This window comes from Achromobacter sp. GQ309 (assembly GCF_059759315.1).
Window position 1 is genome coordinate 762,558 of sequence record NZ_JCAXDP010000001.1, and the last position, 26,855, is coordinate 789,412.

Below are 26,855 nucleotides of genomic sequence, written 5' to 3' on the forward strand. Positions count from 1 at the left end.
TCTCGTTTCAGGAGGTCAGGGCCTGGACCACGATCACGATAGCCAGGATCAGGCAGAGGCCTTTCCAGAAAGCCACCGGATTGCGTTCCAAGAGGGGCAGGCGTTCGCCGCCGCGCACGTCGGGCGGATTGCGCAGCGCGTGCGTGAATTCAGACAGCTCGGGCGTGCGGTGCTGCGGGTCGGGATGCAGGGCCCGGCTGAGCACGCTGTCGATCCACGCCGGGATTTCGCGTTCCCGGTCCAGCACCGACACGTAGGTCAGCCGTAGTTGCGCGGCGCGGCTGCGCGATCGCGCCACCTCGGCGCCGTAGGGCAGGCGGCCGGACAGCATCTGGTACAGGATCGCGGCCAGCGAATAAATGTCGGACCGCGTCGTGCCGGCTTCGCCCAGGAAGTACTCGGGCGCCGCATATTGGGCGGTGCCCAGCACCGGCATGGCGTCGTCGCCATCGGCGCCCAGTTCCTGGATGCCGGCCGTCCGGGCCGAGCCCAGATCGATGATCTTTGCCGTGCCGTCGGGCGTGATCAGGATGTTGTCCGGCCGCAGATCCTGATGCACGATCTCCAGCCGGTGAAACGCCTGCAGGCCGCGTGCGATCTGCTCGATGATGGCGATTGCCGGTTCCAGCGCCGGACGCGGATTGGCCGCCATCCATTGCGTCAGCGTGCGCCCTTCGATGTATTCGCTCACGGTGTAGAGCGAGCGGCGCTGCCGCGTGCGCGGCCAGGCGCGCACGACGTGGCGGCTGTCGATGCGGCGCGCCAGCCATTCCTCGGTCAAGAGGCGTTCCAGATAGGCGGGGTCGTGCCGCAGGTCCAAGGACGGGATCTTGATGACGACGGTGTCGCCGCTGTCGAGGTCTTCGGCCAGGTAAACGTGGCTGCGGCTGCTGGCGCGCAGCTCGTCCGTGATGCGAAAGCCTTCGAACGTCTGACCCACGTCCAGCAACGGCGGACAGGGCAGGCTGCCGGAATACTGCGCCATCTCAGCGGCCTGGCGCGCGGGCAGGGCGTCGACGCGCACGATTTGCATGGTCAGGTTGTCGTCGCTGCCGCGGGCAAGCGCCAGCGCGACCAATGCGCGCGCGGCGGCGTCCAGATCGCTGGCGTTGGCGGCCACGGCCTCGCGCAGATCGTCGTCGCCGACATGCTCGTACACGCCATCGGTCGCCAGCAGGAACACGTCGCCGGGTTCCACGGCCTGGGTGTGATAGTCGATTTCCAGATGCGGCGCCAGGCCCAGCGCGCGGCCCAGGTAACTTTTGTCGTGCGCGACCCAGACGCGATGGTCCTCTGTCAGTTGCTCGATCGCGCCATCCCGCAGGCGATAGATGCGCGCGTCGCCGATATGCAGGATGTGCGCGGTGGCGCCCTTGAGCACCATCACGGTCAGCGTGCAGACGTAGCCGCTGTCCTGGTCCTGCCCATGGCGCTGGCGGCTTTGCGAATGCAACCAGGCGTTGGCCGCGCTGAGCACCTTCTGGGCCGACTTCTTCACCGACCAGGTCTCGGGCGTGCAGTAATAGTCTTCCAGAAAGCTGGCCACCGCCGTCTCGCTGGCGATGTGGCTGACGTTGCTGCTGCTGATGCCGTCGGCCAGCGCGATGGCGATGCCCTTGGCGCCCAGCAGCGGCTCGCCCGGCACGCACAGCCCGTGGAAGTCCTGGTTGACGGACTTGACGCCGGGATCGGTGTGCTGGCCCACCGCCACTTTCAGCGAGGCGGCGGGCGCGCCGGGAGAGTAGCCGTCCATGCTGACGCGATCAGTTGAAGCGGCGCTTGGGCGCGGTCTTCATGTGCGTGGTGTAGAGCGTCAGGCCCGTCAGCGAGATGCCGCCGATCAGGTTGCCCAGCACCACCGGGATTTCGTTCCAGATCATGTAGTCCATGATCGAGAAGTTGCCGCCCATGATCATGGCCGACGGGAACAGGAACATGTTGACGATGGAGTGCTCGAAGCCCATCGCGAAGAACAGCATGACGGGCATCCACATGGCGATGACCTTGCCGCTGACGGAGGTCGAGATCATGGCGCCCACGACGCCCAGCGACACCATCCAGTTGCACAGCACGCCGCGGATGAAGATGGTCAGCATGCCGCCGGCACCGTATTCCTTGTAGCCCAGCGTGCGGTCTTCGCCGATGTGCGAGATGACCTGGCCGACCTTGTTGGGCGGCACCGAAAAGCCGTACGTGAAGACGATGGCCATCAGCACGGCGACGGTCAGCGCGCCCAGGAAGTTGCCCACGAAGACCTTGCCCCAGTGCTTGAGGATGCCGCCCATCGTGACGCCGGGCCGCTTGTCAAAGAGCGCCAGCGGGGTCAGCACGAATACGCCCGTCAGAAGGTCGAAGCCCATCAGGTACAGGATGCAGAACCCGACGGGAAAGAGCGCGGCGCCCAGGATGGGCGAGCCGGTCTGCACCGTGACGGTGACGGCGAATACTGCGGCAATCGCGAGGATGGCGCCGGCCATGAAGGCGCGGATCAGGACGTCGCGGGTTGCCATGTAGAGCTTCGATTCGCCGGCATCCACCATCTTGGTGACGAACTCGGAGGGAGCGAGGTAGGACATGATGTTTCCTGTTGCTGTGCTGATGTGATGAATACGTTTGCGGCGGTCGTCAGGCGATTTCGACCGCGTCGCCGTTCAAGCGCACCTGCCAGGTCTGCAGGCGCTGCTCGGGAAATTGCACGCAGCTGCCGTCCGCCAGCCGGAAGTGCTGCTTGTAGAGCGGAGACGCCACCACCAGGTCGCCGGCCAGCTGGCCCACGATTCCACGGCCGATGACGTTGGCGCCGGACTTCGGGTCGCGGTTCGACACGGCGTACAAGGTCTGGCCCTCGGCGTCGGGCAGGTAGAACAGCGCGACCTGCGCGCCGTCGACCAGGGCGACGACGCCGGAGTTGGCGACGAGGTCCTGGCGGTTGCACGCGTGGCGCCAGGCGGGGTGGGTGTTGGGCAGGGCAGCCATCAGACGATCTCCTCGGCAATCGGGATGACGCGCTGAGCGGCGCGCGCCGGGGCCGGGCGGGGCTGGCCGCGTTCCTGCACGAAGTGGATGTCGGGATCGCCCTGGCTGTCGTTCACGAACGTGCGGAAGCGCTTGAGCTTTTCGGGGTCGCTGAGGGCGTTGGCCCACTCGCATTCGTAGCGGTCCACCACCAGTTGCATCTGCGCTTCAAGCTCGGCGCCCAGACCCAGGCTGTCGTCGATCACGACCGCCTTCAGGTAGTCCAGCCCGCCTTCCAGCGATTCGCGCCACACCGACGTGCGCTGCAGCTTGTCGGCCGTGCGGATGTAGAACATCAGCAGGCGGTCGATGTAGCGGATGAGCGTGGCGTCGTCCAGGTCGGTGGCAAAGAGCTCGGCGTGGCGCGGCCGCATGCCGCCGTTGCCGCACACGTACAGGTTCCAGCCGTTCTCGGTGGCGATCACGCCGATGTCCTTGCTTTGCGCCTCGGCGCATTCGCGGGTGCAGCCGGACACGGCGAACTTCAGCTTGTGCGGGGCGCGCAGGCCTTTGTAGCGGTGCTCGATGTCCAGCGCCATCTTCACGCTGTCCTGCACACCGAAGCGGCACCAGGTGCTGCCGACGCAGGACTTCACGGTGCGGGTGGACTTGCCGTAGGCGTGGCCCGTCTCGAAGCCGGCGGCGATGAGTTCCGACCAGATGCCGGGCAGCTCGTGCAGTTGCGCGCCGAACAGGTCGATGCGCTGGCCGCCCGTCACCTTGACGTACAGGTTGTATTTCTTGGCGACCATGCCGACGGCGATCAGGCCGTCCGGCGTGACTTCGCCGGCCGGCATGCGCGGCACCACCGAATAGGTGCCGTTCTTCTGCATGTTGGCCATGAAGGTGTCGTTGGTGTCCTGCAGCGGCACCAGGTGCGGGTCCTGGATGGGCCGGTTCCAGCAGGACGCGAGAATCGAGCCGATGGCGGGCTTGCAGATCTCGCAGCCGACGTGACCACGGCCGTGGCTGGCCAGGATTTCTTCGAAGGTCTCGGCGCCGCTCACGCGCACGATCGCGTACAGCTCCTGGCGGGTGTAGGCAAAGTGCTCGCACAGGCTCTTGTCCACCACGACACCGCGGCTGGCCAGTTCGTGTTCGACCACCTGCTTGAGCAGGCCCGCGCAGCCGCCGCAGCCCGAGGCCGCCTTGGTGCAGGCCTTGACGCCCGCCAGGTCCGTACAGCCGCCGTCGATGGCGTCGCAGACGGCGCCCTTGCTGACGTTGTGGCAGGAGCAGATCGTGGCGGTGGCGGGCAGGGCGTCCACGCCCAGCAGCGGCGCGGCCTGGCCTTGCGGCAGGATCAGGCTGGACGGATCTGCGGGCGGTGCGATGCCGTTCTGCGCGTATTGCAGCAGCGTGTCGTAGTAGCTGTTGTCGCCCACCAGCACCGCGCCCAGGACACGCTTGCCGTCCTCGGAGATCACCAGGCGGCGGTAGCTGGAGCCGGCCTCATCGATGAAGCGGTAGCTGCGCGAGCCGGGCGTGGCCCCGTGCGCGTCGCCAATCGACCCCACGTCCACGCCCAACAGCTTGAGCTTCGTGGACATGTCGGCGCCCGAAAACGCCTGTTCCGGCGCGCCGCACAGTTCGGCGGCGACAATGCGGGCCATCTGGTAGCCGGGGGCAACCAGACCGAATACCGTGCCGTTCCACGACGCGCATTCGCCGATGGCGTAGATGTGTTCGTCGCTGCTGCGGCAGCGGTCGTCGATGGCGACACCGCCGCGCTCGGCCAGCGCCAGCCCGGCCTTGCGCGCCAGGAACACCTGCGGACGGATCCCGGCCGAGAACACGATCAGGTCGGTTTCCAGCGGGGCGCCTTCGGCAAAGCGCATGCGGTAGCGGTATTGCGTGCCCGGCTTGATGTCCTGCGTGGCGCGCGACAGGTGCACGCCCACGCCCAGCGCCTCGATGCGCGCCTTCAGCGCCGCGCCGCCGGCCTCGTCCAATTGCACCGGCATCAGGCGCGGCGCGAACTCGACCACGTGCGCTTCCAGGTTCAGCGACTTGAGCGCGTTGGCCGCTTCCAGCCCCAAGAGCCCGCCGCCGACAACAACGCCGCGCCGCGCGCCGCTGGCGGCTTCGCGGATCAGGTCCAGGTCGTCGATGCTGCGATACACCAGGCGCGAATTGCCCTCGGCGCCCGCGATGGGCGGCACGAAGGGATAGGAGCCCGTCGCCAGCACCAGCTTGTCGTAGGCGAAGCGGCCATTGGCGGTGATGACTTCCCGCGCGTGGCTGTCGATGTCCAGCACGGGCTCGCCCAGGCGCAGCGTCACGCCGTCCTGCTCATACAGCGAGGCCTCGCCCAGCGCCATCGACTCGGCGTCGCGCCCGTTCAGGTACTCGGACAGATGGACGCGGTCATAGGCGCGCCGGGTTTCTTCGCCAAAGATGGTGATGCGATAGCGCTCGAGGGCGCCGCGGGCGATCAATTGCTCGACGCAATGATGGCCCACCATGCCGTTGCCGATGACAATCAGCGTCTGCAAGGAATCGGAGGTGGCCGCTGCATTCATGGGATTTCCCCAGGCTTGGATTTTCGGTTTCAAAAGACAAACGGCGCCCTGGACCTTTCGGTCGGGGCGCCATTGCCGGTACTGCTCACGTTGTCTTGCCGGGTTTGCACCCGCACATAGGCAATTAAGCAAAGTCCATGCCAGGTATGTCGAGGCGCGATGTGTCGGGGGAAATTCCCTTGCGATTCATAGGGAAGGAGGGCGTTGCGAAGGCGCGATGAGGGGCAGCGGCCGATCTGCGCGGATCCGCGCGCATGCTTCGTATCGGTGCATATCCGTGTGCGCCCTGCACCCGTTTGGCGCAGCGCAGCATGGATGGCTGTTGGGACGTGCGGCGGCCGACAGCCGAATCAGGCGAATGCCGCCTGCACCGCGGCAAAGGCGGCCGCGACGAGCGGATCGTCGCGCCGCGCCGCCTGGGTGATGAAGGACAGCTCTGCCTGGATCGACAGGCCTTTCACGAGCTGCAGGCCGCTGGATTGCGATTCGCGCAGCGCGATGGCGTCGCGCGCGAGGGACAGGCCCACGCCCGAGCGCACCAGATCCAGCATCGAAGCCTCCTGATCGACCTCGGCCACCGCGTGCGGCGTAATGCCCAGGGCGTCGAACTTGTCGGACAGCAGGCGGTGGTGGACTGAATCCGGCGGGGTCCAGATCCACGGCAACGCGGCGATTTCCGCCCAGCCCCGTCCCGCGACCTGCGCGCTCCAGCTTTTTGGGGCGACGACGTAATAGGAAAAGGAAGCAAGCGGTTGGGCGTGCAGGCCGGAGGGCTGGCTGCCGTCCCGGGCGTGTGGCCCCAGAAAGAACCCCACGTCCAATTCTCCGGCGCGCACTTGCCGGCCGACCGATCCGGACATGCCGTGCCGCAGGGTGGGGCGGATCTTCGGGTAGTGCTCGACCAGATACTGCAGCGTGGCGCCCAGCCGCAGGAATTCCGGGTCTAGGATCGTCCCGATGCGCAATTCGCCCTGAACGGTATCGCGCAACGCGCCGATAGCGCGCTGAAAGTCGTCCAGCGCGTCCAACACCCGCTGCGCCGACGGCAACAGCGCCCGTCCATCCGCGTTAGGCGCCAACCCCTGCGCCGTCCGCGCAAAAAGCGTCAGGTCCAGCGATTCCTGAAAATTTTTGAGCTGCAGGCTGAGCGCAGGCTGTGTCAAATGCAGATGCTCGGCCGCGCGCGTCAAATTACCTTCGCGCGCGACGGCGGCAAACGTGCGGATGTGCTTTAGGTCCATGGATGCTCCCGGAAATCGCGTTGGAGGGTGTCAGACACCTCATTTCGTCCTACAAAACCGGTGGTGTCAGACACCTCATTCAGTCCTACAAAATCAGGGGTGTCTGACACCCACCCGAACCCGACCAAGCGTGGAAACTGCCGAGCATTATTAGAGACGCTAATAATCCCCTTTTCAACATTTCATTGGACAGCCGCCCCGTCCTGCGCCAGAGTCTTGCCAGATTCCCGGCGCGCGTCCAACGTCGTAGCCGGGGCGGCTCACCGTGGCGGCGTTCGATTTGGACCCGCGACTTGATAAGAAGAGCTTATGGAGACATACGACTACATCATCGTGGGCGCGGGGTCGGCCGGCTGCGTTCTGGCCAACCGCCTGAGCCGCGACCCTGCCGTGCAGGTGCTGCTGCTGGAAGCCGGCGGGCGCGACAACTATCACTGGATTCACATCCCCGTCGGTTACCTGCACTGCATCGGCAACCCGCGTACGGACTGGATGTACCGAACCGCCGAAGAGCCGGGGCTGGGCGGGCGCTCGCTTATCTATCCGCGCGGCCGCGTGCTGGGCGGATGTTCGTCCATCAACGGCATGATCTACATGCGTGGCCAGAAGCAGGACTACGAGGACTGGGCCGCGCTGTCGGGCGACGCGGCCTGGAGTTGGGATCAGGTGTTGCCGGTCTTCAAGCGCAGCGAGGACTATCACCGGGGCGCTGATGAATTCCACGGCGCGGGCGGCGAATGGCGCGTCGAGTCGCAGCGCCTGCGCTGGGACATCCTGGAAGCCTTCGCTTCGGCGGCCGAACAGGAAGGCATCCCGCGCGTGCAGGATTTCAACCGCGGCGACAATTTCGGCAGCGGCTATTTCGAGGTCAACCAGCGCAGCGGCTGGCGCTGGAATACGTCCAAGGCGTTTCTGCGGCCGGTGCGCAAGCGCCCGAACCTGCATGTGATGACGGGCGCGCTGGCCGAACAGCTTGAATTCGATGAAAAGCACTGCGTCGGCGTGCGCGTCAACCAGAACGGCCGCGCGACGTCGTTGCGCGCGCGGCGCGAAGTGGTGCTGGCGGCCGGCGCGGTGAACTCGCCGCACCTCCTGGAAGTCTCCGGCATCGGCGAGCCCGCGCGCCTGCGCGAAGCCGGCATCACGCTGCGCCACGCCTTGCCCGGCGTGGGCGAGAACCTGCAGGACCATCTGCAATTGCGCGTCATCATCAAGGTGAACGGCGTCAAGACGCTGAACCGTATCGCGTCCACGTGGCTGGGCAGGGCGGGCATCGGGCTGGAGTATCTGGTGAGCCGCAGCGGTCCGATGAGCATGGCGCCGTCGCAATTGGGCCTGTTCGCCAAATCCGATCCCGGCCAGGACCGCGCCAACGTCGAATTCCACGTGCAGCCGCTGTCGTTGGGTGCATTCGGCGAACCCCTGCATGGTTTCGACGCCTTCACCGCCAGTGTCTGCAACCTGCGCCCCACGTCGCGCGGCAGCGTGCACGCGCAAGGACCGGCGGGGCAGACGGGCAGCGAAGCCCCCCTCATCCGCCCCAACTACCTGAGCACCGACGACGACCTGCGCGTGGCTGCCGATTCCATTCGCCTGGTGCGCCGCATTGCCGCCGCGCCCGCCCTGCAGCGATACCGGCCGGACGAATGGCTGCCGGGTCCGGCATTCCAGACCGAAGAAGAATTGCGCCAGGCGGCGGGCAAGATCGGCACCACCATCTTCCACCCGGTGGGCACCTGCGCGATGGGCCGGGACGCCGACAGCGGCGCGGTGGTGGACGCGCGGCTGCGCGTGCATGGGCTGCAAGGCCTGCGCATCGCCGACGCGTCGATCATGCCGCGCATCACCTCGGGCAACACCAATTCGCCGACGATCATGATTGCGGAGCGCGCGGCGGACATGATCCGGGAAGAGGCGGGGGCGGCGCGATAGCCGTCCGCCAATGACAACAAGCCGCCCGGTCAGGGGCGGCTTGCCTGGACACGCGCGAATACGGCGGGTCTAACGCAGCGACCGGTATGTCTCCTGACGCTGCGGATGCGTCAGGATCACCTGCCAAAGCTGCCCTTCGCGCGACCGGAAAAAGCCCGCGCAGCACATCAGGTAGTACTTCCACATCCGGTAGAAGCGGGTGCCGTAGCGCGACTCCAGCGTGGGCCAGGCCTGCTCGAAGCGGTCCCACCATGCCATCAGCGTGCGGTCGTAGTCTGCCCCGAAGTTGTGCCAGTCCTCGACGATGAACCGGCCTTCGACGGCCGTCGCGATTTCGCGCGCCGACGGCAGCTTGCCGTTGGGAAACACGTAGCGGTCGATCCACGGATCGGTGCTCTGGCTGGTGGCCGCGATACCGATGGTGTGCAGCAGGAAAATGCCTTCGGGCGCCATCAGCCGCTGCACGTTGGTGAAGTACGTGTCGTAGTTCTTCGGCCCGACGTGCTCGAACATCCCGACCGACACCACCTTGTCGAAGCGGCCTTGCAGATCGCGGTAGTCCTGCAGCAGCAGCTCCACGGGCAGGCCTTTGACGCGTTCCTGCGCCAGGGCCAGTTGCTCCTTGGATACGGTCACGCCCGTGACCTTGACGCCGTAGCGCTCGGCCGCGAACTTGGCCAGTCCGCCCCAGCCGCAGCCGATGTCCAGCAGCGTCTCGCCTTCCTTCAGTTGCAGCTTGCGGCAGATCATGTCCAGCTTGGCGACCTGCGCCTCCTCCAGCGTCTGGGCGTGTTCCCAATACGCGCAGGAGTAGATCATCCGGCTGTCCAGCATCGCCTCGAACACGTCGTTGCCGGCGTCATAATGCTGCTCACCGACTTCAAACGCCCGATGCTTGGACTGAAGATTGAACAGCTTGTGGCGCAGGTGCTCGGCAATCAGCTTGATGCGCGCCACGCCCAGCGCCGCCGATCCCATGTCTGCACGCAGCAGGCGGGTGAAGAGCTCGTCCAATTGGTCGCAGTCCCACTCGCCGTCCATGTACGACTCGCCCAGCCCCAACGACCAGCTGGCGAACACCCGCTCGTACATATGCTTGTCATGCACCTGCATGTCCCAGGGCCGCGAACCGTTGATCTGCACGTCGGCGCGCGCCATCAGGTCCTGCAGGATTTTCGGGGGGGCGGGGGGAGGGGGAATGACGCTGGGTTGACCGGCAGGCTGCTCGGTCAGCGGAGTGATGGGACTGCTTTGCTGCATACGGACTCCATATCAATTTTGGGATGACTGATCTGGCAATGCCTGAAGCTTTTTACTGTGCGCCTTGAAAGGTATGCAACTCCAATTTAATGATTGCATCGGGCCCATAGCCAACGGCAATGCGCGGCGGGCCGGGCGGAAAGCGGGCGAAGGACGGACGCTCGGAGAATGCAAGGATCGTAGCCACGACCGCCGGGATAGTCCAGAGCAGGCCGCACCGGCGTTGCATAACCGATAAGATAGCGGCCAAAGTGGCGCGGCCGTGCCGGCGCGCGCCGATCGTGGAGCCTATCGAAGTGGATGCCAGCCTGGAACCCCGTTTGGAATTCGTCACGTGCGCCAGCCCGGCGGGCCTGCACCGCATGGCCTATTGGGAATGGGGCGATCCCGCCAATGACCGCGTGCTGCTCTGCGTGCACGGTCTGACCCGCAGCGGGCGCGACTTCGACGCACTGGCGCGCCGGCTGGCGGGCACGTACCGCGTGGTCTGCCCCGACGTGGTCGGCCGCGGCCGGTCGGATTGGCTGGTCAATCCGGCGTTCTACACCGTGCCCCAATACGTGTCCGACATGGTGACGCTCATCGCGCGCCTGCGCCCGGCCAGCCTGTCGTGGGTCGGCACGTCGATGGGCGGGTTGATCGGCATGGCGTTGTCAGGCGCCGCCGCGTTCGCCAAGGCCATGCTGGCAATGCGCCCGCATGCCGGCATGCTGCCGCCTGACCAGGGGCTGCGCCTGGACAAACTGGTGCTCAACGACGTGGGCCCGCGTCTGGAAAACGGCGCCCTGTCGCGTATCGGCCAGTATGTGGGCGCGCCTGGTGAATTCGCCACCTTCGAAGAGGCCGTGGCGACGATGCGCGCCAATTCGGAAACCTTCGGTCCGCATACCGACGCCCAATGGGCCGAGCTGGCCAAATACCTGTACCCGGCGCAGGGAGGCAAGTGGGTCAAGCACTACGACCTGGCCATCGCCCAGGCGCTGGCGGCCCAGACGCCCGAAGAACTGGCGGCGGGCGAGCAGATCCTGTGGCGGTCGTATGACGCGCTGGACTGCCCGATCCTGATCGTGCGCGGCGAACTGTCCGACCTGCTGACGCGTGCCACCGTCGAAGAAATGCGCCAGCGCAATCCGCGGGCCCAGGCGCTTGAAGTGCCGGGCGTGGGGCACGCGCCCACGCTGATCGCTGACGATCAGGTGAACCCGGTGGCGGAATTCCTGCTGGCCTGAACGGCCAGGCGGCAATGTGGGGACGGCACCGCGCTAGGCGCGCCGCCGGGCCTTCTCTACAATAGCTGCATGAAATCGCCCACCCTGAACATCGACCTGCATTGCCATTCCACCGTTTCGGACGGCGCGCTTGCGCCCCGGGACGTGGCGCAGCGGGCGTTCGCCAATGGCGTCGATGTCTGGGCACTGACCGATCACGACGAAGTGGGCGGTATCGCCGAAGCTTCCGCCGCGGCAGAAGAGCTGGGCATGCGCTTTGCCACCGGCGTCGAAGTCTCTGTCACGTGGGCCGGCCTGACCGTGCATATCGTCGGCCTGCGGTTTGATCCCACCAACGCGGCGCTGGTCGAAGGCCTGCGCAAGACCCGCTCGGGACGCGCGGCCCGCGCCAAGCGCATCGGCGACCGCCTGGCAGACATGGGCATGCCCGGCGCCTACGAAGGCGCGCTGCCGTTTGCCGGCAATCCCGAACTGATCAGCCGCACGCACTTTGCGCGATACCTGGTGCAAGCCGGTTATTGCCCCGACGTGCAAACCGTTTTCAACAAGCATCTGGGCGACGACTGCCCCGGCCATGTGCCCATGCAATGGGCCACGCTGGCCGACGCCGTGGGCTGGATCCGCGGCGCGGGCGGCCAGGCCGTCATCGCCCACCCGGGCCGCTACAAGTACACGCCCCTGCAGTTTGCCGCGCTGTTCGACGAATTCCTGCAATTGGGTGGCGTGGGCATCGAGGTCAACACGGGCAGCCACACCGTGGAAGAAGCCCGCCAATATGCCGAGGTAGCGCGCCGCTATGGCTTTCTGGCCTCGCGCGGCTCGGACTTCCACAGTCCCAAGGAAAGCCGGATGGACCTGGGCCAACTGCCGCCGCTGCCATCCGACCTGAAGCCGGTCTGGCACGACTGGTTCTGACGCGGGCGGCCCGCGCCGCCCATTCCGAAAGCTTCGACAGTGATCGCGCCATCGCGATGCAACCGCCATGAATAAAGCCTTTGTTAAAGAGTCCGACCACGAGGACGACGACGATCTGCCGCAGGCCCAAGCGTTGCCGGCCGGCACCAAGAACTACATGACGCCCGAGGGTTACGAGCGCCTGCGCGGCGAGCTGACCCAGCTCATGAATGTGGAACGCCCGGCCGTCGTGCAGGTGGTGTCGTGGGCCGCGTCCAACGGCGACCGCTCGGAAAACGGCGACTACCTTTACGGCAAGAAGCGCCTGCGCGAGATCGACCGCCGCATGCGGTTCCTGACCAAGCGGCTGGATATTGCCGAAGTCGTGGACCCCAAGGCCCAACCCAACCGCGACCAGGCCTTCTTCGGCGCCACGGTCGTCTACGTGGACAAGGCCGGCGAGGAACACACCGTCACCATCGTTGGCGTGGACGAGGCCGAGCCCCTGGCCGGCAAGATCAGCTGGATCTCGCCGGTGGCGCGGGCGCTGATCAAGGCGCGGGAAGGCGACACGGTGGTGCTGCGCACGCCGGCTGGCATCGATGAGCTGGATATTCTGGAAGTCAGCTATCCGGAATAGGGAAGTCAGACGCCCCAAAAGATAACGGGCGCCGGTTGTGGCCGGCGCCCGTTTGGTGGGCGGGATTCTAGCGTCCCTGCCTCGGTTGGCGGCTTGCGCCGCCGGTTCCCCTGGGGCTTGCTGCGAAACTTTCGCGGTTTGCTTTTTGCGGGTTACTTCTTGCGTTCTGCGATCGACTTTTCGGCCTTGTTGACCAGGTCCTCGCCGATCTGCTTCTTCCACTTTTCATAGACCGGCTTGGTGGCCTTCACGAACGCGTCGTGATCGGCCTGCGACAGCGTCGTCACGGTGACGCCGTGGCCGGCGATTTCCTTGAGCAGCGACGGGTCTTCGGGCGTGACGCCCTTACGCGCGATCACGATCTGCTGCTTGCCGGCGTCCAGCGCGGCCTGGCGCACGATGTCGCGGTCCTTTTCCGACCAGGAATTCCAGACTTCGCGGTTGACCACGAAGATCAGCGGATCGGCCACGTAGTTCCACAACGTCAGGTACTTCTGACCCACGGTGTAGAGCTTGGAGCCCGTGTAGATCGACAGCGGATTCTCCTGGCCGTCGACCGCGCCGCTGGCCAGCGCGGGCTGCGCGTCCGCCCAGCTCATCTGCGTGGGATTGGCGCCCAGTGCGGTGAACGTGTCGATGTACAGCGGCGACCCGACCACGCGCAGCTTCATGCCCTTCATGTCCTCGGGCCGCTTGATCTCACGCTTGGAATTGCTGACCTGGCGGTAGCCGTTTTCGCCCCAGGCCAGCGGCACCACGCCGGCCTTTTCGATGAGCTTGAACATGTCCTTGCCCACGTCGCCTTGCACCAGCGCGTCGATGGCGGCGTAGTCGGGCATCAGGAAGGGCAGGGAGAACAGGTTCAGCTGCTTGACCTGCGGCGACCAGTTGATGGTCGAGCCCACGGCCATGTCGATCACGCCCTGGCGGATCGCCGTGAACTCGCGGGTCTGGTCGCCCTGTACCAGCGAGGTGCCGGGGTAGACCTTGATGTTGATGCGGCCTTCGGTGCGCTCGCGCACCAGGTTCGACCAGATCTCGGCGCCCTGGCCCCACGGGAACGTGGTGCCCACGACGATGGAGAGCTTGTACTCGGGCTTGTAGTTCTGCGCATGCGCGGGCGCCATGCCCACCACGGCTGCCGCGCACAGCGCCGCGCCGATCAGGTTGCGGAATTTCATGTTGCGTCTCCTCTCTCTGCGAGTCTTTCTGTTGTTGTCATCCATGGCCGGGAACCCTTGCCGGGCCGGCCCCGTCCAGCCTCTCTCAATAACCCAGTTTGCGCGGCAGCCACAGCGCCAGTTCGGGAAACACCAGCACCGCGACCAGCACCATGAACATCGCGCCCAGCAGCCATACCACCCAGCGCACGGTCGATTCCATCGGCACGCGCGCGATGCGGCACGACACCATCAGGTTCACGGCCAGCGGCGGGGTGAACTGGCCCAGCGCCACCTTCAAGGTCAGGATCACGCCAAACCACACCGGATCCCAGCCGTAGGCATTGGCGATCGGCATGAGCAGCGGCACGAAAATCAGAAAGATGGAGATGCCGTCCAGGAACATGCCCACGGTCATCAGCAGCAGGATCAGCAGCGCCAGCACGCCCCATTCGCCCAGGCCGGAATTGACGATGGCATGCGTGATCGGGTCGATCACGCTCAGCGTCGACAGCGCCCACGCGAAGATCCCGGCCAGCGTCACTACCAGCATGATCACGGCGGACAGCTCGGCGGCTTCGCGCAGGATGGTGTAGAGGTCGCGGAACTTGATGGTGCGGTGAATGAAGCCGCCCACGAACAGACCATAGAACACCGCGACGACGGCGGCCTCGGTCGGCGTGAACCAGCCCATCCGCATGCCGCCCAGGATCAGCACGGGGGCCGCCAGCCCCCACGACGCTTCGCGCAGGCTCTTCCAGAACGGCGGGCGGGGCAGGTGCGCTTCCAGCGCGCCCATCTTGTACTTGCGGCTCAGCCACACGGCCGGAATGATCAGCGCAAAGCCAGCCAGGATGCCCGGGATCATGCCGGCCGCAAACAGCGCGGGCACCGATGCGCCCGGCACCAGCACGGAATAGATGATGAAGGCCACGGACGGCGGGATCAGGATGTCGGTGGCGGCGCCGGCGGCCACCACGGACGCCGAGAACGACCCCGGATAGCCGGCGCGCGACATCGCGGTGATCATCACCGCGCCCACGGCCGCGGCGCAGGCCGGTCCCGAGCCCGAGATGCCGCCCAGAAACATGGCCACCGCAATCGACACCAGCGGCAGCATGCCCGGACCGCGTCCGACGATGGCAATCGCAAAGTCCACCAGCCGCTTGGCCACGCCCGAGCGGTCGAAGATGGAACCCACCAGCACGAACATCGGAATCGCCAGCAGCGGGTACTTCGCCAGCCCGGCATAGAAGTTCTGCGGCACCGTCAGCAGGCCATACCAGGGCGTATCCAGGTTGGTCAGCACGATCGCCACCGTGCCGCCAATGCCCAACGCGACGCCAACCGGCACGCCGATGATCATCAGGACGATGAAGACGGTAAAGAGGATGGCGGCGATCATCGCTGGGCTTCCTGGCCCGGCGCGCGCACGAGGCGGCGCAGCGTGCCGAGCGTGCGCAGCGAAATCGCGGCGGCCATCACCGGCAGCCAGATCGAATACCACCAGGTCGGCACGCCGATGGCCGGGGAGGTTTCCTCGTAGATGTATTCGTCGTAAACCAGTTTGACCGACAGCACGGTCAGCAGCACGAAGAATCCCAGCACGCAGCCGTTCGAGATCAGCGCCATGATGCGCTGGCGGCGCGGCGAGCCCGAGTCCGCCAGGATCTCGATGCGGATGTGATGATTGCGCACGAACGCGACGCTGCCGCCGGCCATCGTCAGCACGATCAGGAGGAACACGGAAATCTCTTCCGTCCAGGCGAACGATTGATCGGTGAAGTAGCGCACCAGCACATTCAAGAAGGTGATGATGGCCAGGGTCGCCAGCAGGATCACGGCCAGCCAGTCCTCGACGGCCAGCGGCACCTTTACGGCGGGATCTGCTTCTACGGGGATGATCGGTTCTACGGGCTCGGCGGGGGCTTCGGGGCGGGACATGTGAGGCGGCGGCCAGCGGGCGCCGAAAGGCGCTTTTCTTGTTGGAAGGGTCGCTGCATCCTACCGTTGCGCTGCGGGGCCAGGTCTTCGTGTTTTCCCGCAATGCGGGGTCGAAGCAACATGCTGCGCCGCATCAACGTGGCGGGGCGGGAACGCCGCCGGGAGGGCAAAAGGGCCGCCTTCCGGCCCGTGGCGCCGGCGATATTGCTTTGCACCATGCCAGTGCGCGGCGAGCGGAATTCTTTTGTAACAATGGCCAAATCGGACCGCTGGAACCCGCCGCGAACTTCGGCTCCGGGAAAACCCCTTAAACGGGTAAAATCCCTGCTTTGCACCCCTCTTTATACGGCGCCCGCATCGTGTCCCTAGTTCAGCATCTGCCTGGTTCCTCCGTCCTGTCCTCCTTTCGACGTGATCGCCTTCTGGCGCAATTGAAGGAAGCCGGCCTGCCGGTGGCCGACATATCCGCCCGCTACGAGCACTTCGTCAGCACCGACGCGGCCCTGACGGCCGAACAGCAGCAGCAACTGTCGCAACTGCTCGACTACGGCACGCCCGCCACGGGTGACGCGCCCGCCAAAAGCGTGCCCCTGCTGGTGATCCCGCGCCTCGGCACGATCTCCCCCTGGGCCAGCAAGGCCACCGACATCGCCCACAACTGCGGCCTGTCGTCGGTGCATCGCATTGAACGCGGCGTGCGCTATGTCATTACGCCCGAACGCGGCCTGCTCGGCGCCAAGTCGCTCGACGAAGCCATGCTGGCGCGCGCGGCCGACTGCCTGCACGACCGCATGACCGAAACCGTGGTGGACGCCAGCTTCGACGGCCAGGCGCTGTTCCAGCCGCTGGCCGGCAAGCCCATGCGCACGGTCGACGTCCAGACGCGCGGCGCCGATGCGCTGGTCGAAGCCAACACCACGCTGGGCCTGGCCCTGTCCGACGACGAGATCGAATACCTGGCCAAGTCCTTCACCGATCTGGGCCGCGATCCCACCGATGTCGAGCTGATGATGTTCGCGCAGGCCAACAGCGAACACTGCCGCCACAAGATCTTCAACGCCGAATGGGTCATCGACGGCCAGTCGCAGCCCAACACGCTGTTCGGCATGATCCGCGCCACGCACAAGGCGCAGCCGCAAGGCACCGTCGTCGCCTACTCGGACAACGCCGCCATCATGGAAGGCGGCCCCGCGCAGCGCTTCCAGGCCGGCGTGCCGGGCCTGGCAGGCCAGGGCGCCGACAGCGCCAAGTACATCCGCCGCGACACCACCGTGCACACGCTCATGAAGGTGGAAACGCACAACCACCCGACCGCCATCGCCCCGTTCCCCGGTGCGTCCACCGGCAACGGCGGCGAAATCCGCGACGAAGGCGCCACCGGCCGCGGCTCCAAGCCCAAGGCGGGCCTCACGGGCTTCACCGTGTCGCACCTGCGCTTTGACGACGCACTGCAACCCTGGGAAGCCGACCACCACGGTCTGCCCGATCGCATCGCTTCGCCGCTGTCCATCATGATCGACGGCCCCATCGGCGGCGCCGCGTTCAACAACGAATTCGGCCGTCCCAACCTGCTGGGTTATTTCCGCTCGTTCGAGCAGACCGCCGGCGGCACGCGCTGGGGCTATCACAAGCCCATCATGATCGCGGGCGGCCTGGGCAGCATCGATGCCGGCCTCACGCACAAGGATGTGATTCCCCCCGGCGCGCTGCTGATCCAATTGGGCGGCCCGGGTTTCCGCATCGGCATGGGCGGCGGCGCCGCCTCCAGCATCAGCATGGGCAGCAACTCGGCTGAACTGGACTTCGACTCCGTCCAGCGCGGCAACCCCGAAATCGAACGCCGCGCCCAAGAGGTCATCGACCGCTGCTGGCAGCAGGCCGAAAACAACCCCATCATCGCGATCCACGATGTGGGCGCGGGCGGCCTGTCCAACGCATTCCCCGAACTGGTCAACGACGCCGGCCGCGGCGCCATCTTCGACCTGAAGCGCGTCCCTCTCGAAGAATCGGGCCTGTCGCCCGCCGAAATCTGGAGCAACGAATCGCAGGAACGCTACGTCCTGTCGATCCTCCCGCAAGACCTCGAACGCTTTGACGCCATCGCCCGCCGCGAACGCTGCCCGTACGCGGTGGTGGGCGTGGCCACCGAAGAGCGCCAGCTGCGCGTGGTGGACGGCGAAGGCCTGCCCGGCCTGGACACGATCCGCCCGCAAGGCGACGCCGAAGTGCGCCCCGTGGACGTGCCCATCGACGTCATTCTGGGCAAGCCGCCGCGCATGACGCGCGACGTCACCCGCCTGCCCGGTGTGTCCGAGCCGCTGGACCTGGCCGGCATCGACCTGACCGAAGCCGCCTATCGCGTGCTGCGCCACCCAACCGTGGCCAACAAGTCCTTCCTCATCACCATCGGCGACCGCACCGTTGGCGGTCTGTCCAGCCGAGACCAGATGGTCGGTCCGTGGCAAGTGCCCGTCGCCGACTGCGCCGTCACGCTGGCCGACTACGAAGGCTTCCGCGGCGAAGCCATGTCGATGGGCGAACGCACCCCCATCGCCATGCTGGACGCCCCGGCTTCGGGCCGCATGGCCGTGGCCGAAGCCCTGACCAACCTGGCGGCGGCCGACGTCGCGCGCCTTGAAGACATCAAGCTGTCGGCCAACTGGATGGCCGCCTGCGGCGTGGCCGGGCAAGACGCCGCGCTGTATGACACCGTGTCCGCCGTCAGCGAACTATGCCAGGCCACCGGCCTGTCCATCCCGGTCGGCAAGGACTCGCTGTCCATGAAGACCTCCTGGGAACAGGATGGCGAGCAGCGCCAGGTCGTGGCGCCCGTGTCGCTGATCATCACGGCGTTCGCACCCGTTGCTGATGTCCGCGCCAGCCTGACGCCGCAACTGCGCACCGACGCCGGCGACAGTGTCCTGATCCTGATCGACCTGGGCCGTGGCCGTCACCGCATGGGCGGCTCGATCCTGGCGCAGACCTACAACCAGGTCGGCCAGACCGTGCCGGACATCGACGCGCCGCAAGACCTGCGCGCCTTCTTCGTCACCATCCGCACGCTGGCCGAAGCCGGCACCATCCTGTCCTATCACGACCGTTCCGATGGCGGCCTGTTCGCCACGCTGGTCGAAATGGCCTTCGCCGGCCGTACCGGCATCTCGGTCAACCTGGACATGCTGACCTTCGATCCGCAGTCCGCCGATTGGGGCGACTACAAGATCCGTCCGGAACAGGTCGCCGTGCAGCGCGACGAACTGACGCTCAAGGCCTTGTTCTCGGAAGAAGCGGGCGCCGTCATCCAGGTGCCGGCTTCGCAGCGCGACGCCGTCATGCAGGTCCTGCGCGGCGCCGGCCTGTCGGCCCACTCGCACGTCATCGGCGGCCTGAACGGCGCCGACGAAGTCGAGTTCTACCGCGACGGCCGCAAGGTCTGGGGCCAGCCGCGCGCGGACCTCGGCCGCGCGTGGTCCGAAGTCTCGCACCGCATCATGGCGCGCCGCGACAACCCCGCGTGCGCCCAGGCTGAACTGGACGTCTGGAACGACACCAAGGATCCGGGCATGAGCCCGACCGTGGCCTTCGACCCGCAAGAGGACGTGGCCGCGCCGTTCATCAATACCGGCAAGCGTCCGCGCGTGGCCATCCTGCGCGAGCAGGGCTGCAACAGCCAGGTCGAAATGGCCTGGGCCTTCGATACCTCGGGCTTCGAGGCCATCGACGTCCACATGACCGATCTTCTGTCCGGTCGCCTGGACCTGGCCCAGATGCAGGGCCTGGTCGCCGTCGGCGGCTTCAGCTACGGCGACGTTCTGGGCGCCGGCGAAGGCTGGGCGCGCACCATCCGCTTCAACAGCAAGCTGTCGGATCAGTTCGCCGCGTACTTCGCGCGTCCCGATACCTTTGCGCTGGGCGTGTGCAACGGCTGCCAGATGATGGCCGCGCTGGCGCCCATGATCCCGGGCGCCGAGCACTGGCCGCGCTTCACGCGCAACCAGTCCGAAAAGTACGAAGCCCGTCTGTCGATGGTGGAAATCGCCAAGTCGCCATCGATCTTCTTTGCCGGCATGGAAGGCGCCCGCGTGCCGGTCGCCGTGGCCCACGGTGAAGGCTTTGCCGACTTCTCGCAGCAGGGCGACGCCAGTCGCGTGCTGGCCGGCGCGCGCTTCATCGACAACTATGGCCAAGCCACCGAAGCCTATCCGTTCAACCCGAACGGCAGCCCGGGCGGCCTGACCTCGGTCACCACGGCCGACGGCCGCTTCACGGTGATGATGCCGCACCCGGAACGCGTGACCCGCAACGTCATGATGTCGTGGGCGCCCGAGAAGTGGGGCAATGCGGACTCGGGCGGTGCGTTCAGCCCGTGGATGCGCATCTTCCGCAACGCGCGCGCCTGGCTGAAGTAAGCGTTTCGGGCTAAGCCCCGAACCCCTGGCCACCGAAACCGCCGCGGCTCGTCCGCGGCGGTTTTGCGTTGACGGCCTTGCTGCGGCGGCGATGATCCCGCTGCCGAAGGGGGGCTCTGGCGGCAGGCGCACAAGCTGTCCGCCACGCGGTCCGCTCAACGCATGTAACCCGGTGAAATATTTAACTTTTCATTGCATTGCGCCGTTAAGGGGAAAGCGTTACGCAACCCCCGGAGTGGCTTTCAATGTTCAAGAATTTAAGTATCCGCGCAATCCTGACGACCGCCTTGGCCGTCTTCTTTGCACTCTTTCTGGTGACCGGCATCGCGGTCTACCAGCAACTGACCTCCAACCGCACCTCGATCGAGGTGATGCTGGACACCAACCTGGTCCGCGCCAATTCGCTGGACGACGCGGCGTCGGACCTGCTGCGCGCCCGCGTGGTGCTGCTGGCGGCGCATAGTGCGCTGCTCGAAGGCAAGAGCCTGGACACGACGGCCAGCAACATGCAGCGCATGGACAGCTACGTCACCAAGGCCACCGGTCAGATCGAAGCCGCGCGCAAGCTGCCGGAAACGTCGCCGCAGGGCAAGCCTTTGTTCGAGGCGGCGCTGGCCGCCTACGACGTCTACGTGCGCGAGGCCATCGGCCCGATGATCGCCGCCATTCGCGCCGGCGACGCCAAGGAGGCCGGCCGCATCAATCAGGAAAAGGTCAGCCCGCTGGGCACCAAGTTCACCCAGGCCAACCAGCAATACGTGGACTTCGCCGACGAAGTCGGCCAGCGCGTGGCGCGCGATTCCGCCGCGCGCATCAATACCGCGATCGTCTTCCTGATCTGTCTGCTGGTCGTGGTGGCCGCACTGGTCGTGGGCCTGTATGTGGTCTTCGGCCGCGCCGTCTTCCGTCCGTTGCATGAAGCCGGGCGCCTGTTCGACCGCATCGCCAGCGGCGACCTGACCAACCGCATCGAGCAGCGCGGCAACAATGAGATCGGCGTTCTGTACGGCGCCGTCAAGCGCATGCAGGACAGCCTGGCGCGCACGGTGTCGGCCGTCCGCCTGGGCGTGGAAGAGATCCACACCGGCTCGCGCGAAATCGCCGCCGGCAACATCGACCTGTCCTCGCGCACCGAGCAGCAGGCCGCGTCGCTGGAAGAAACCGCCGCCAGCATGGACGAACTGTCCTCCACCGTGAAGAACAATGCCGACAGCTCGCGCAGCGCGGCGCAACTGGCGATGGCGGCATCGGAAGTCGCCACGCGCGGCGGCCAGGCGGTCGGCGACGTGGTCGGCACGATGCGCGGCATTGCCGACAGCTCGCATCGCATCTCCGACATCGTCGGCGTGATCGACGGCATTGCCTTCCAGACCAACATCCTGGCGCTGAACGCCGCGGTCGAGGCCGCGCGCGCGGGCGAGCAGGGCAAGGGTTTCGCCGTGGTGGCCAGCGAAGTGCGCGCGCTGGCGCAGCGCAGCGCCGCCGCCGCCAAGGAGATCAAGGGCCTGATCGACGACTCCGTGCAGAAGGTCTCGGTGGGTTCGGACCAGGTGGAGGCCGCCGGCGCCACCATGCAGGAGATCGTGACGTCGGTGCGCCGCGTGGCGGACATCATCAACGAGATCTCCAGCGCGTCCGAGGAGCAGTCGCAGGGCATCGAGCAGGTGAACCAGGCCGTGTCGCAGATGGACAGCGTGACGCAGCAGAACGCGGCGCTGGTCGAAGAGGCCGCGGCCTCGGCGGCATCGCTGGAAACGCAGGCCCAGCGCCTGCGCGACGCGGTTGCGGTGTTCAAGCTGCAATCCGGCCGGGTGATCGACGCTGAAGCTCCCGCGCTGGACAACCGCGGCGCTGAGCCGGCGCTCATCGGCGCCTGATTCCGCCCGCCAAAGTTACGCGCCAATAAAAAGCCGGCCCCGAAGGCCGGCTTGCATGTCCCACGCAAGGCCCCGACGCAACGCGCCGGGGCCTTTTGCATTACTGGTCGAGCTGGATCTTGGCGTCGTTGGCGACGTTCTTCCACTTCTTCACGTCGCTGGCGATCACTTGCTGGAAGGCGTCCGACGAACCGGCCACCACGGTGCCGCCCAGGCTGGCCATCTTGGCCTTCACTTCCGGCGTGTTCAGCGCCTTGACCGAGGCGTCGTGCAGCTTGGTCTTCACGGCTTCCGGCAGGTTCTTCGGGGCCAGCAGGCCGTTCCACGCGTTGGCTTCATAGCGCGTCAGGCCGGCTTCCTTGAAGGTCGGCGTGTCGGGCAGTTCCGGCGAACGCACGTCGGCGGCGATGGCGATCGGTCGGATCTGGCCGCTCTTGATGTAGGGCAGCGAGGCCGGCACCGGTTCCCAGATCATCGACACCTGGCCGCTGATCACGTCGGTGAAAGCGGGGCCCGCGCCGCGGTAGGCGATGTGCATCAGGTGCGAACCCGTCATCGACTTCATCAGTTCCATCGCCAGGTTGCCCAGGCCGCCCGCGCCGGACGATGCGTACGTGTACTTGTCCGGGTTGGCCTTCGATTGCGCGATCAGCGCGTTCAGATCGGCGGCGGGGAAGTCCTTGGTGACGCTCAGCACGCCTGGCACGGTGACCAGTTGCGTGATGGCCGTGAAATCCTGCGATGCGTCGTACGTCAGGTTCTTGTAGACGGCGGGGTTCGTGCCGTGGGTGCTGGAGGAGGCTAGCAGGATGGTGTAGCCGTCGGGTGCGGCGTCGGCGACGTAGCGCGTGCCGATCGAACCGCCTGCGCCAGCCTTGTTCTCGACCACCACCGTGACGCCGAGTTCGGTGCCCAGTTGCGCGGCGAAGACGCGGCCGATGATGTCGGCGGTGCCGCCCGGGGCGAACGGCACGATCATGCGGATGGGCTTGCTCGGGTAGTCGGACTGCTGGGCCGAAGCGCCGGCCGCCAGCGTGGCGCCGGTCAGGAGCGCCAGGGCGATGGTGGTTTTCTTCAGGGTCATCTGTATCTCCACGAGAAGGTTAGTCGAGGCTGCGATCGAGCCAATCGACGATCAATCCGGCAATGTGGTCGCTGTTGCGATCCAGCATGCAGAAGTGCGAGTTGCCGGCGATGCCGGCAGCGGGCAGGTCCAGCACGTCGGCGCGTTGTCCGGCCGCGCGCAGGGCGTTCCAATAGGCGTCCGTCTGGGCGCGATAGCGCTGCCAGGTGTCGTCCGCGGTGAAGTGATCGCCCCAGACCAGCAATTGCGGGGGCAACTGACAGGAGGCCTGGGCCGGGGTGCCGGTGGGTTCGACGGCCACGACGGCGCGCACGGTCGCGGCATATTCCTGCGCTAGCTGCGTGACAAAGCCGCCGCCCTGGCTGTGGCCGACCAGGATGCAAGGACCCACGAAGTCGAGCAGCGCGCGATAGGCGTCCAGCGCCATGTCGCCGTGCGTCAGCCAGCGCGGGACGAACTGTTTGGAAAAGGTGTCGAACGCCTCGACGGGAAACTGCTGTCCCGGATACGCCTGGCGCGGTTCGCCGGCCGGCGCATAGCCCGAGGCCGGGCCGATGCGGAACAGCCGCCATGCTTCTTCCTTGGATCGGAAGATGGGGGCCGAGTCGTAGACCTCGGGAAACATCGCCCACGAGGCGCGGCCGCGTTCCGGCGCGTCGGACACGAAGACGTCGTAGCCGGCCTGCAGCAGGCGCCACAACCAGCCGTCGCGGCCATCCGGCGTGCTTTCCCATTGCGCGCCGGTCATGCCGCCGCCATGCCATAGCAGGACGGGGTAAGGCCGCGTCGGCTGCGCAAGGCGGTACTCCTGGACATACAACTGGCCGACGCTGTAGCCGCCGTTCATGTCGATGAGCCGGGGCGACGCATTGCCGACCACCTTTTGCTGCTGCATCGGCAGTCCGCCGGCCACGACTTCGACGCCGCCCAGGTAATGGCTGCGGATGGACTTGAGCTGGACAGGGATGTCGGACATAGGGTTTTCCAGGAGTGGATGCGGGGATATTAGTTGCAAGGTGTTTCTGTCTTGTGCAAAATGCGCACTCGTTGTGCCGAACAGGCACAGCCGATGAGCCGCTGGCCAACACGCATCCAGCCCCGGACAGACATGGGGCGGGGCAGGAGAAGACGCATGGACATCAAATGGCTGGAAGACTTCGTCGCGCTGTCGAAGTCGCGCAACCTGTTTCAGGCCGCGGAGTCGCGCAACGTGACGCACCCGGCGTTCGGGCGCCGCATCAAGGCGCTAGAGGATTGGGCGGGTGTGCCGCTGGTCGAACGCGGCCACCAGGTGTCCACGCTGAACGCCGCCGGCCGTAGCGTGCTGGCCGCCGCCATCGACGTGCTGGACATCCTGCAAGAGACGCGCGAAGCGCTGCAGAAACCCGAACAGGAACGCGCCCGCAAGATCACCATCGCATCAGGCAAGACGCTGGCGCACTCGGTGCTGCCGGGGCTGATGGCCGGCGTGCAGCGCAGCCTGCCCGCGTTTCAGTTGAAGGTGATCACCACGACGCTGAATTACGGCGTAGACATGCTGGGGGACGGCGAGGTCGATTTCCTTTTGTGCCATGCCCACGAACCGCTGTACGCCAAGATCGACAATCCCAATTACCGTTGCCGGCGCGTGGGCGCCGACAAGCTGGTGGCCGTGAGCGCGCCCGTGGCGCCCGGCGGCCGTCACCCCCGGTTCGCGGTGCCCAAACTGGCGTCCGACCCGCCCGTGCCTTTCCTGGCCTACGCCGACAGCATGTCGCTGGGTCGCATCCTGCACGACAAACTGCGCGGCCTGTGCGAGGTGCCGCTGCTGCAAACCACCTACGAGTCCGACCTGGCCGACGCGCTGCACGCCATGGCGCGGCAGGGTTTCGGCCTGGCCTGGCTGCCGCACACGCTCGTCGAACCCGACCTGCGTGACGGCCGACTGGTCCGCGCCGACGGCGCCCGCAACGACATCCATATGGAAATCCGCCTGTACCAGTCGGTCGGCAACACCAAGCCCCTGGCCCGCGAGGTGTGGAGCCGCATCGAGGCTTACGCAGCCAAATAACGCCGTTTGCCCGCGCAGGCATAAAATAGCGGTTTGCCCCTTTCCCGCACACAGGAAGCCAGCGCCATGAACGCACGCATCCCCGAAGACGCATTGCCGCCCACCCTTGATCCCAAAGCCCTCCAGGACTTCGTGGACGACAAGTGGGACAACGAGATCATCCCCGCGCTGACCGACTACATCGCCATTCCCGCCAAGAGCCCGGCGTTTGACGCCGACTGGGAAAAGAACGCGTTCATCGAGCGCGTGGTGCGCGATGCAGCGCAGTGGGTCGAAGCGCAGAAGGTCTCGGGCCTGAAGCTGGAAGTGGTGCGCCTGCCCGGACGCACGCCCGTCATCTTCTTTGACGCGCCCGCCACCCGCAGCGACAACGGCGACACCGTGTTGCTCTACGGCCACCTGGACAAGCAACCTGAATTCTCGGGCTGGCGAGCCGGACTCGGTCCGTGGACGCCCAAGTACGAAGACGGCAAGCTCTACGGCCGCGGCGGCGCCGACGACGGCTACGCCGTGTACGCTTCGCTGACCGCCATCATGGCGCTGGACAAGCAAGGCATCCCGCGTCCGCGCTGCGTCGGCATCGTCGAGACCTGTGAAGAATCCGGCAGCTACGACCTGCTGCCGTACGTGGATGCACTGCGCGATCGCCTGGGCAACGTGGCCCTGGTGGTGTGCCTGGATTCCGGCGCCGGCAACTACGACCAGCTCTGGATGACCACGTCGCTGCGCGGCATGGTGTCCGGCACGCTGGAAGTCCAGGTCCTGGACGAAGGCGTCCATTCCGGCGACTCCAGCGGCGTCGTGCCGTCCTCGTTCCGCATTCTGCGCCACCTGCTGGACCGCCTGGAAGACAGCGGCACCGGCCGTCTGCTGCCGCAAAGCCTGCACTGCGAAATCCCCGCCGAACGCATCGAACAGGTCAGCGCCACCGCGCGCATCCTGGGCGACGAAGTGTGGCGCCGTTTCCCCTGGAGCTGCGGCGCCGACGGCGGCTTCGTGCTGCCCATGACCACTGAACCCGAACAGGCGCTGCTGAACCGCACGTGGCGCCCGACGCTGTCGGTGACCGGCGCCGAAGGCCTGCCGCCGCTGTCCAGCGCTGGCAACGTGCTGCGCCCGCGCACCGCCTTCAAGCTGTCGCTGCGCCTGCCGCCGCTGGTGGACGCGGTGGCCGCCTCGCAGGAAATCAAGGAACTGCTCGAAGCCGACGCGCCCTATAACGCCAAGGTCATCTTCAAGGCCAACGAAGGCGCCGCCACCGGCTGGAATGCGCCCGCCACCGTGCCGTGGCTGACGCAGGCCCTGGACGCCGCTTCGCAGCAGTACTACGGCGCACCCTGCGGCTACATCGGCCAGGGCGGCACGATTCCGCTGATGAGCATCCTGCAAAAGGGCTTCCCGCAGGCGCAGTTCATGGTGTGCGGCGTGCTGGGTCCCAAGTCCAACGCGCACGGCCCCAACGAATTCCTGCACGTGCCGTACGGCAAGAAGCTCACCGCCGCCGTGGCTCAGACCATGGCCGCCATGCCGGCCGCTTGACCTGCACGCGTGCCACGCAGAGCGCGGGGCCTTCGGCCTTGCGCTCTTTCTATTTCCAG

The 26,855-nt window shown here is 66.5% G+C and carries 19 protein-coding genes; 8 read left to right on the plus strand and 11 right to left on the minus strand.

Going from position 1 to position 26,855, the window contains the following annotated elements; translation table 11 throughout:
- Positions 1–7 precede the first annotated feature (7 nt).
- The 5 genes from AC6CIE_RS03565 to AC6CIE_RS03585 form a co-directional block, all read right to left on the minus strand.
- Positions 8–1,753, minus strand: coding sequence for a bifunctional protein-serine/threonine kinase/phosphatase (locus AC6CIE_RS03565; protein WP_343738466.1), 1,746 nt, complete (start codon positions 1,751–1,753; stop codon positions 8–10).
- 10 nt (positions 1,754–1,763) lie between these two features.
- The gene (locus AC6CIE_RS03570) at positions 1,764–2,576 is read right to left on the minus strand and encodes a formate/nitrite transporter family protein (RefSeq protein ID WP_498091179.1); all 813 of its coding nucleotides are present in this window, start codon (positions 2,574–2,576) and stop codon (positions 1,764–1,766) included.
- 49 nt (positions 2,577–2,625) lie between these two features.
- Positions 2,626–2,976, minus strand: a complete 351-nt coding sequence (gene nirD / locus AC6CIE_RS03575; RefSeq protein WP_175138311.1) for a nitrite reductase small subunit NirD — start codon at positions 2,974–2,976, stop codon at positions 2,626–2,628.
- Positions 2,976–5,537: a nitrite reductase large subunit NirB gene (gene nirB / locus AC6CIE_RS03580; RefSeq protein ID WP_495601396.1), complete on the minus strand. Its 2,562-nt coding sequence runs from the start codon at positions 5,535–5,537 to the stop codon at positions 2,976–2,978. Before nirB ends, nirD begins: the two co-directional genes overlap by 1 nt.
- Before the next feature lie 350 nt (positions 5,538–5,887).
- Positions 5,888–6,778 carry a LysR family transcriptional regulator gene (locus tag AC6CIE_RS03585; protein WP_175121137.1) on the minus strand — a complete coding sequence of 297 codons (891 nt, stop codon included), beginning with the start codon at positions 6,776–6,778 and terminating at the stop codon, positions 5,888–5,890.
- 309 nt (positions 6,779–7,087) lie between these two features.
- On the opposite strand from AC6CIE_RS03585, the gene AC6CIE_RS03590 reads away from it, so the two are divergent.
- Positions 7,088–8,710 (plus strand): GMC family oxidoreductase, encoded by a 1,623-nt coding sequence (locus tag AC6CIE_RS03590; RefSeq protein WP_498091181.1) that lies wholly within the window; start codon positions 7,088–7,090, stop codon positions 8,708–8,710.
- 69 nt (positions 8,711–8,779) lie between these two features.
- On the opposite strand, the gene cfa is transcribed toward AC6CIE_RS03590, so the two are convergent.
- Positions 8,780–9,970 carry a cyclopropane fatty acyl phospholipid synthase gene (cfa, locus tag AC6CIE_RS03595; protein WP_286937155.1) on the minus strand — a complete coding sequence of 397 codons (1,191 nt, stop codon included), beginning with the start codon at positions 9,968–9,970 and terminating at the stop codon, positions 8,780–8,782.
- A 296-nt stretch (positions 9,971–10,266) separates the two neighbouring features.
- Between cfa and AC6CIE_RS03600 the strand changes: the two genes are divergently transcribed.
- From AC6CIE_RS03600 to greB, 3 genes are all read left to right on the plus strand, one after another.
- Entirely contained in the window at positions 10,267–11,199 is a 933-nt protein-coding gene (locus AC6CIE_RS03600; protein ID WP_175136751.1) for an alpha/beta fold hydrolase, read from the plus strand.
- 69 nt (positions 11,200–11,268) lie between these two features.
- Positions 11,269–12,114 (plus strand): 3',5'-nucleoside bisphosphate phosphatase, encoded by an 846-nt coding sequence (locus AC6CIE_RS03605; RefSeq protein ID WP_175121140.1) that lies wholly within the window; start codon positions 11,269–11,271, stop codon positions 12,112–12,114.
- A 67-nt stretch (positions 12,115–12,181) separates the two neighbouring features.
- Entirely contained in the window at positions 12,182–12,733 is a 552-nt protein-coding gene (gene greB, locus AC6CIE_RS03610) for a transcription elongation factor GreB (RefSeq protein WP_056319052.1), read from the plus strand.
- Between the two features lie 152 nt (positions 12,734–12,885).
- Here greB and AC6CIE_RS03615 read toward each other — a convergent pair whose 3' ends face one another.
- The 3 genes from AC6CIE_RS03615 to AC6CIE_RS03625 all read right to left on the minus strand — a co-directional run bounded on the left by AC6CIE_RS03615 (position 12,886) and on the right by AC6CIE_RS03625 (position 15,837).
- Entirely contained in the window at positions 12,886–13,914 is a 1,029-nt protein-coding gene (locus tag AC6CIE_RS03615; RefSeq protein ID WP_063952197.1) for a DctP family TRAP transporter solute-binding subunit, read from the minus strand.
- An 85-nt stretch (positions 13,915–13,999) separates the two neighbouring features.
- Complete coding sequence (locus AC6CIE_RS03620; protein WP_175121142.1) at positions 14,000–15,298, minus strand: TRAP transporter large permease; 1,299 nt, start codon at positions 15,296–15,298, stop codon at positions 14,000–14,002.
- Positions 15,295–15,837: a TRAP transporter small permease gene (locus tag AC6CIE_RS03625; protein WP_175136177.1), complete on the minus strand. Its 543-nt coding sequence runs from the start codon at positions 15,835–15,837 to the stop codon at positions 15,295–15,297. The genes AC6CIE_RS03620 and AC6CIE_RS03625 overlap by 4 nt, the downstream gene beginning before the upstream one ends.
- 359 nt (positions 15,838–16,196) lie before the next feature.
- Between AC6CIE_RS03625 and purL the strand changes: the two genes are divergently transcribed.
- Together purL and AC6CIE_RS03635 are read left to right on the plus strand one after the other, a co-directional pair.
- Positions 16,197–20,246, plus strand: a complete 4,050-nt coding sequence (gene purL, locus AC6CIE_RS03630) for a phosphoribosylformylglycinamidine synthase (protein WP_498091184.1) — start codon at positions 16,197–16,199, stop codon at positions 20,244–20,246.
- A 245-nt stretch (positions 20,247–20,491) separates the two neighbouring features.
- Positions 20,492–22,123, plus strand: a complete 1,632-nt coding sequence (locus AC6CIE_RS03635) for a methyl-accepting chemotaxis protein (RefSeq protein WP_175121145.1) — start codon at positions 20,492–20,494, stop codon at positions 22,121–22,123.
- A gap of 100 nt (positions 22,124–22,223) precedes the next feature.
- Here AC6CIE_RS03635 and AC6CIE_RS03640 read toward each other — a convergent pair whose 3' ends face one another.
- Together AC6CIE_RS03640 and AC6CIE_RS03645 are read right to left on the minus strand one after the other, a co-directional pair.
- Positions 22,224–23,207: a Bug family tripartite tricarboxylate transporter substrate binding protein gene (locus tag AC6CIE_RS03640; protein ID WP_175121146.1), complete on the minus strand. Its 984-nt coding sequence runs from the start codon at positions 23,205–23,207 to the stop codon at positions 22,224–22,226.
- Between the two features lie 19 nt (positions 23,208–23,226).
- Positions 23,227–24,183 carry an alpha/beta hydrolase gene (locus AC6CIE_RS03645; protein WP_218344220.1) on the minus strand — a complete coding sequence of 319 codons (957 nt, stop codon included), beginning with the start codon at positions 24,181–24,183 and terminating at the stop codon, positions 23,227–23,229.
- Between the two features lie 156 nt (positions 24,184–24,339).
- Here AC6CIE_RS03645 and AC6CIE_RS03650 point away from each other — a divergent pair, with 156 nt between their 5' ends.
- Both AC6CIE_RS03650 and AC6CIE_RS03655 read left to right on the plus strand, forming a co-directional pair.
- Complete coding sequence (locus AC6CIE_RS03650) at positions 24,340–25,257, plus strand: LysR family transcriptional regulator (protein ID WP_498091186.1); 918 nt, start codon at positions 24,340–24,342, stop codon at positions 25,255–25,257.
- Between the two features lie 66 nt (positions 25,258–25,323).
- The gene (locus AC6CIE_RS03655; protein WP_062841085.1) at positions 25,324–26,796 is read left to right on the plus strand and encodes a M20 family metallopeptidase; all 1,473 of its coding nucleotides are present in this window, start codon (positions 25,324–25,326) and stop codon (positions 26,794–26,796) included.
- The last annotated feature ends 59 nt before the right edge of the window (positions 26,797–26,855 follow it).

Coding starts and splice junctions, on each gene's coding strand:
- AC6CIE_RS03565 (WP_343738466.1), bottom strand. CDS start 1,753: ATGGACGGCTACTCTCCCGGCGCGCCCGCCGCCTCGCTGAAAGTGGCG.
- AC6CIE_RS03570 (WP_498091179.1), bottom strand. CDS start 2,576: ATGTCCTACCTCGCTCCCTCCGAGTTCGTCACCAAGATGGTGGATGCC.
- nirD (WP_175138311.1), bottom strand. CDS start 2,976: ATGGCTGCCCTGCCCAACACCCACCCCGCCTGGCGCCACGCGTGCAAC.
- nirB (WP_495601396.1), bottom strand. CDS start 5,537: ATGAATGCAGCGGCCACCTCCGATTCCTTGCAGACGCTGATTGTCATC.
- AC6CIE_RS03585 (WP_175121137.1), bottom strand. CDS start 6,778: ATGGACCTAAAGCACATCCGCACGTTTGCCGCCGTCGCGCGCGAAGGT.
- AC6CIE_RS03590 (WP_498091181.1), top strand. CDS start 7,088: ATGGAGACATACGACTACATCATCGTGGGCGCGGGGTCGGCCGGCTGC.
- cfa (WP_286937155.1), bottom strand. CDS start 9,970: ATGCAGCAAAGCAGTCCCATCACTCCGCTGACCGAGCAGCCTGCCGGT.
- AC6CIE_RS03605 (WP_175121140.1), top strand. CDS start 11,269: ATGAAATCGCCCACCCTGAACATCGACCTGCATTGCCATTCCACCGTT.
- greB (WP_056319052.1), top strand. CDS start 12,182: ATGAATAAAGCCTTTGTTAAAGAGTCCGACCACGAGGACGACGACGAT.
- AC6CIE_RS03615 (WP_063952197.1), bottom strand. CDS start 13,914: ATGAAATTCCGCAACCTGATCGGCGCGGCGCTGTGCGCGGCAGCCGTG.
- AC6CIE_RS03620 (WP_175121142.1), bottom strand. CDS start 15,298: ATGATCGCCGCCATCCTCTTTACCGTCTTCATCGTCCTGATGATCATC.
- AC6CIE_RS03625 (WP_175136177.1), bottom strand. CDS start 15,837: ATGTCCCGCCCCGAAGCCCCCGCCGAGCCCGTAGAACCGATCATCCCC.
- AC6CIE_RS03635 (WP_175121145.1), top strand. CDS start 20,492: ATGTTCAAGAATTTAAGTATCCGCGCAATCCTGACGACCGCCTTGGCC.
- AC6CIE_RS03640 (WP_175121146.1), bottom strand. CDS start 23,207: ATGACCCTGAAGAAAACCACCATCGCCCTGGCGCTCCTGACCGGCGCC.
- AC6CIE_RS03645 (WP_218344220.1), bottom strand. CDS start 24,183: ATGTCCGACATCCCTGTCCAGCTCAAGTCCATCCGCAGCCATTACCTG.
- AC6CIE_RS03650 (WP_498091186.1), top strand. CDS start 24,340: ATGGACATCAAATGGCTGGAAGACTTCGTCGCGCTGTCGAAGTCGCGC.
- AC6CIE_RS03655 (WP_062841085.1), top strand. CDS start 25,324: ATGAACGCACGCATCCCCGAAGACGCATTGCCGCCCACCCTTGATCCC.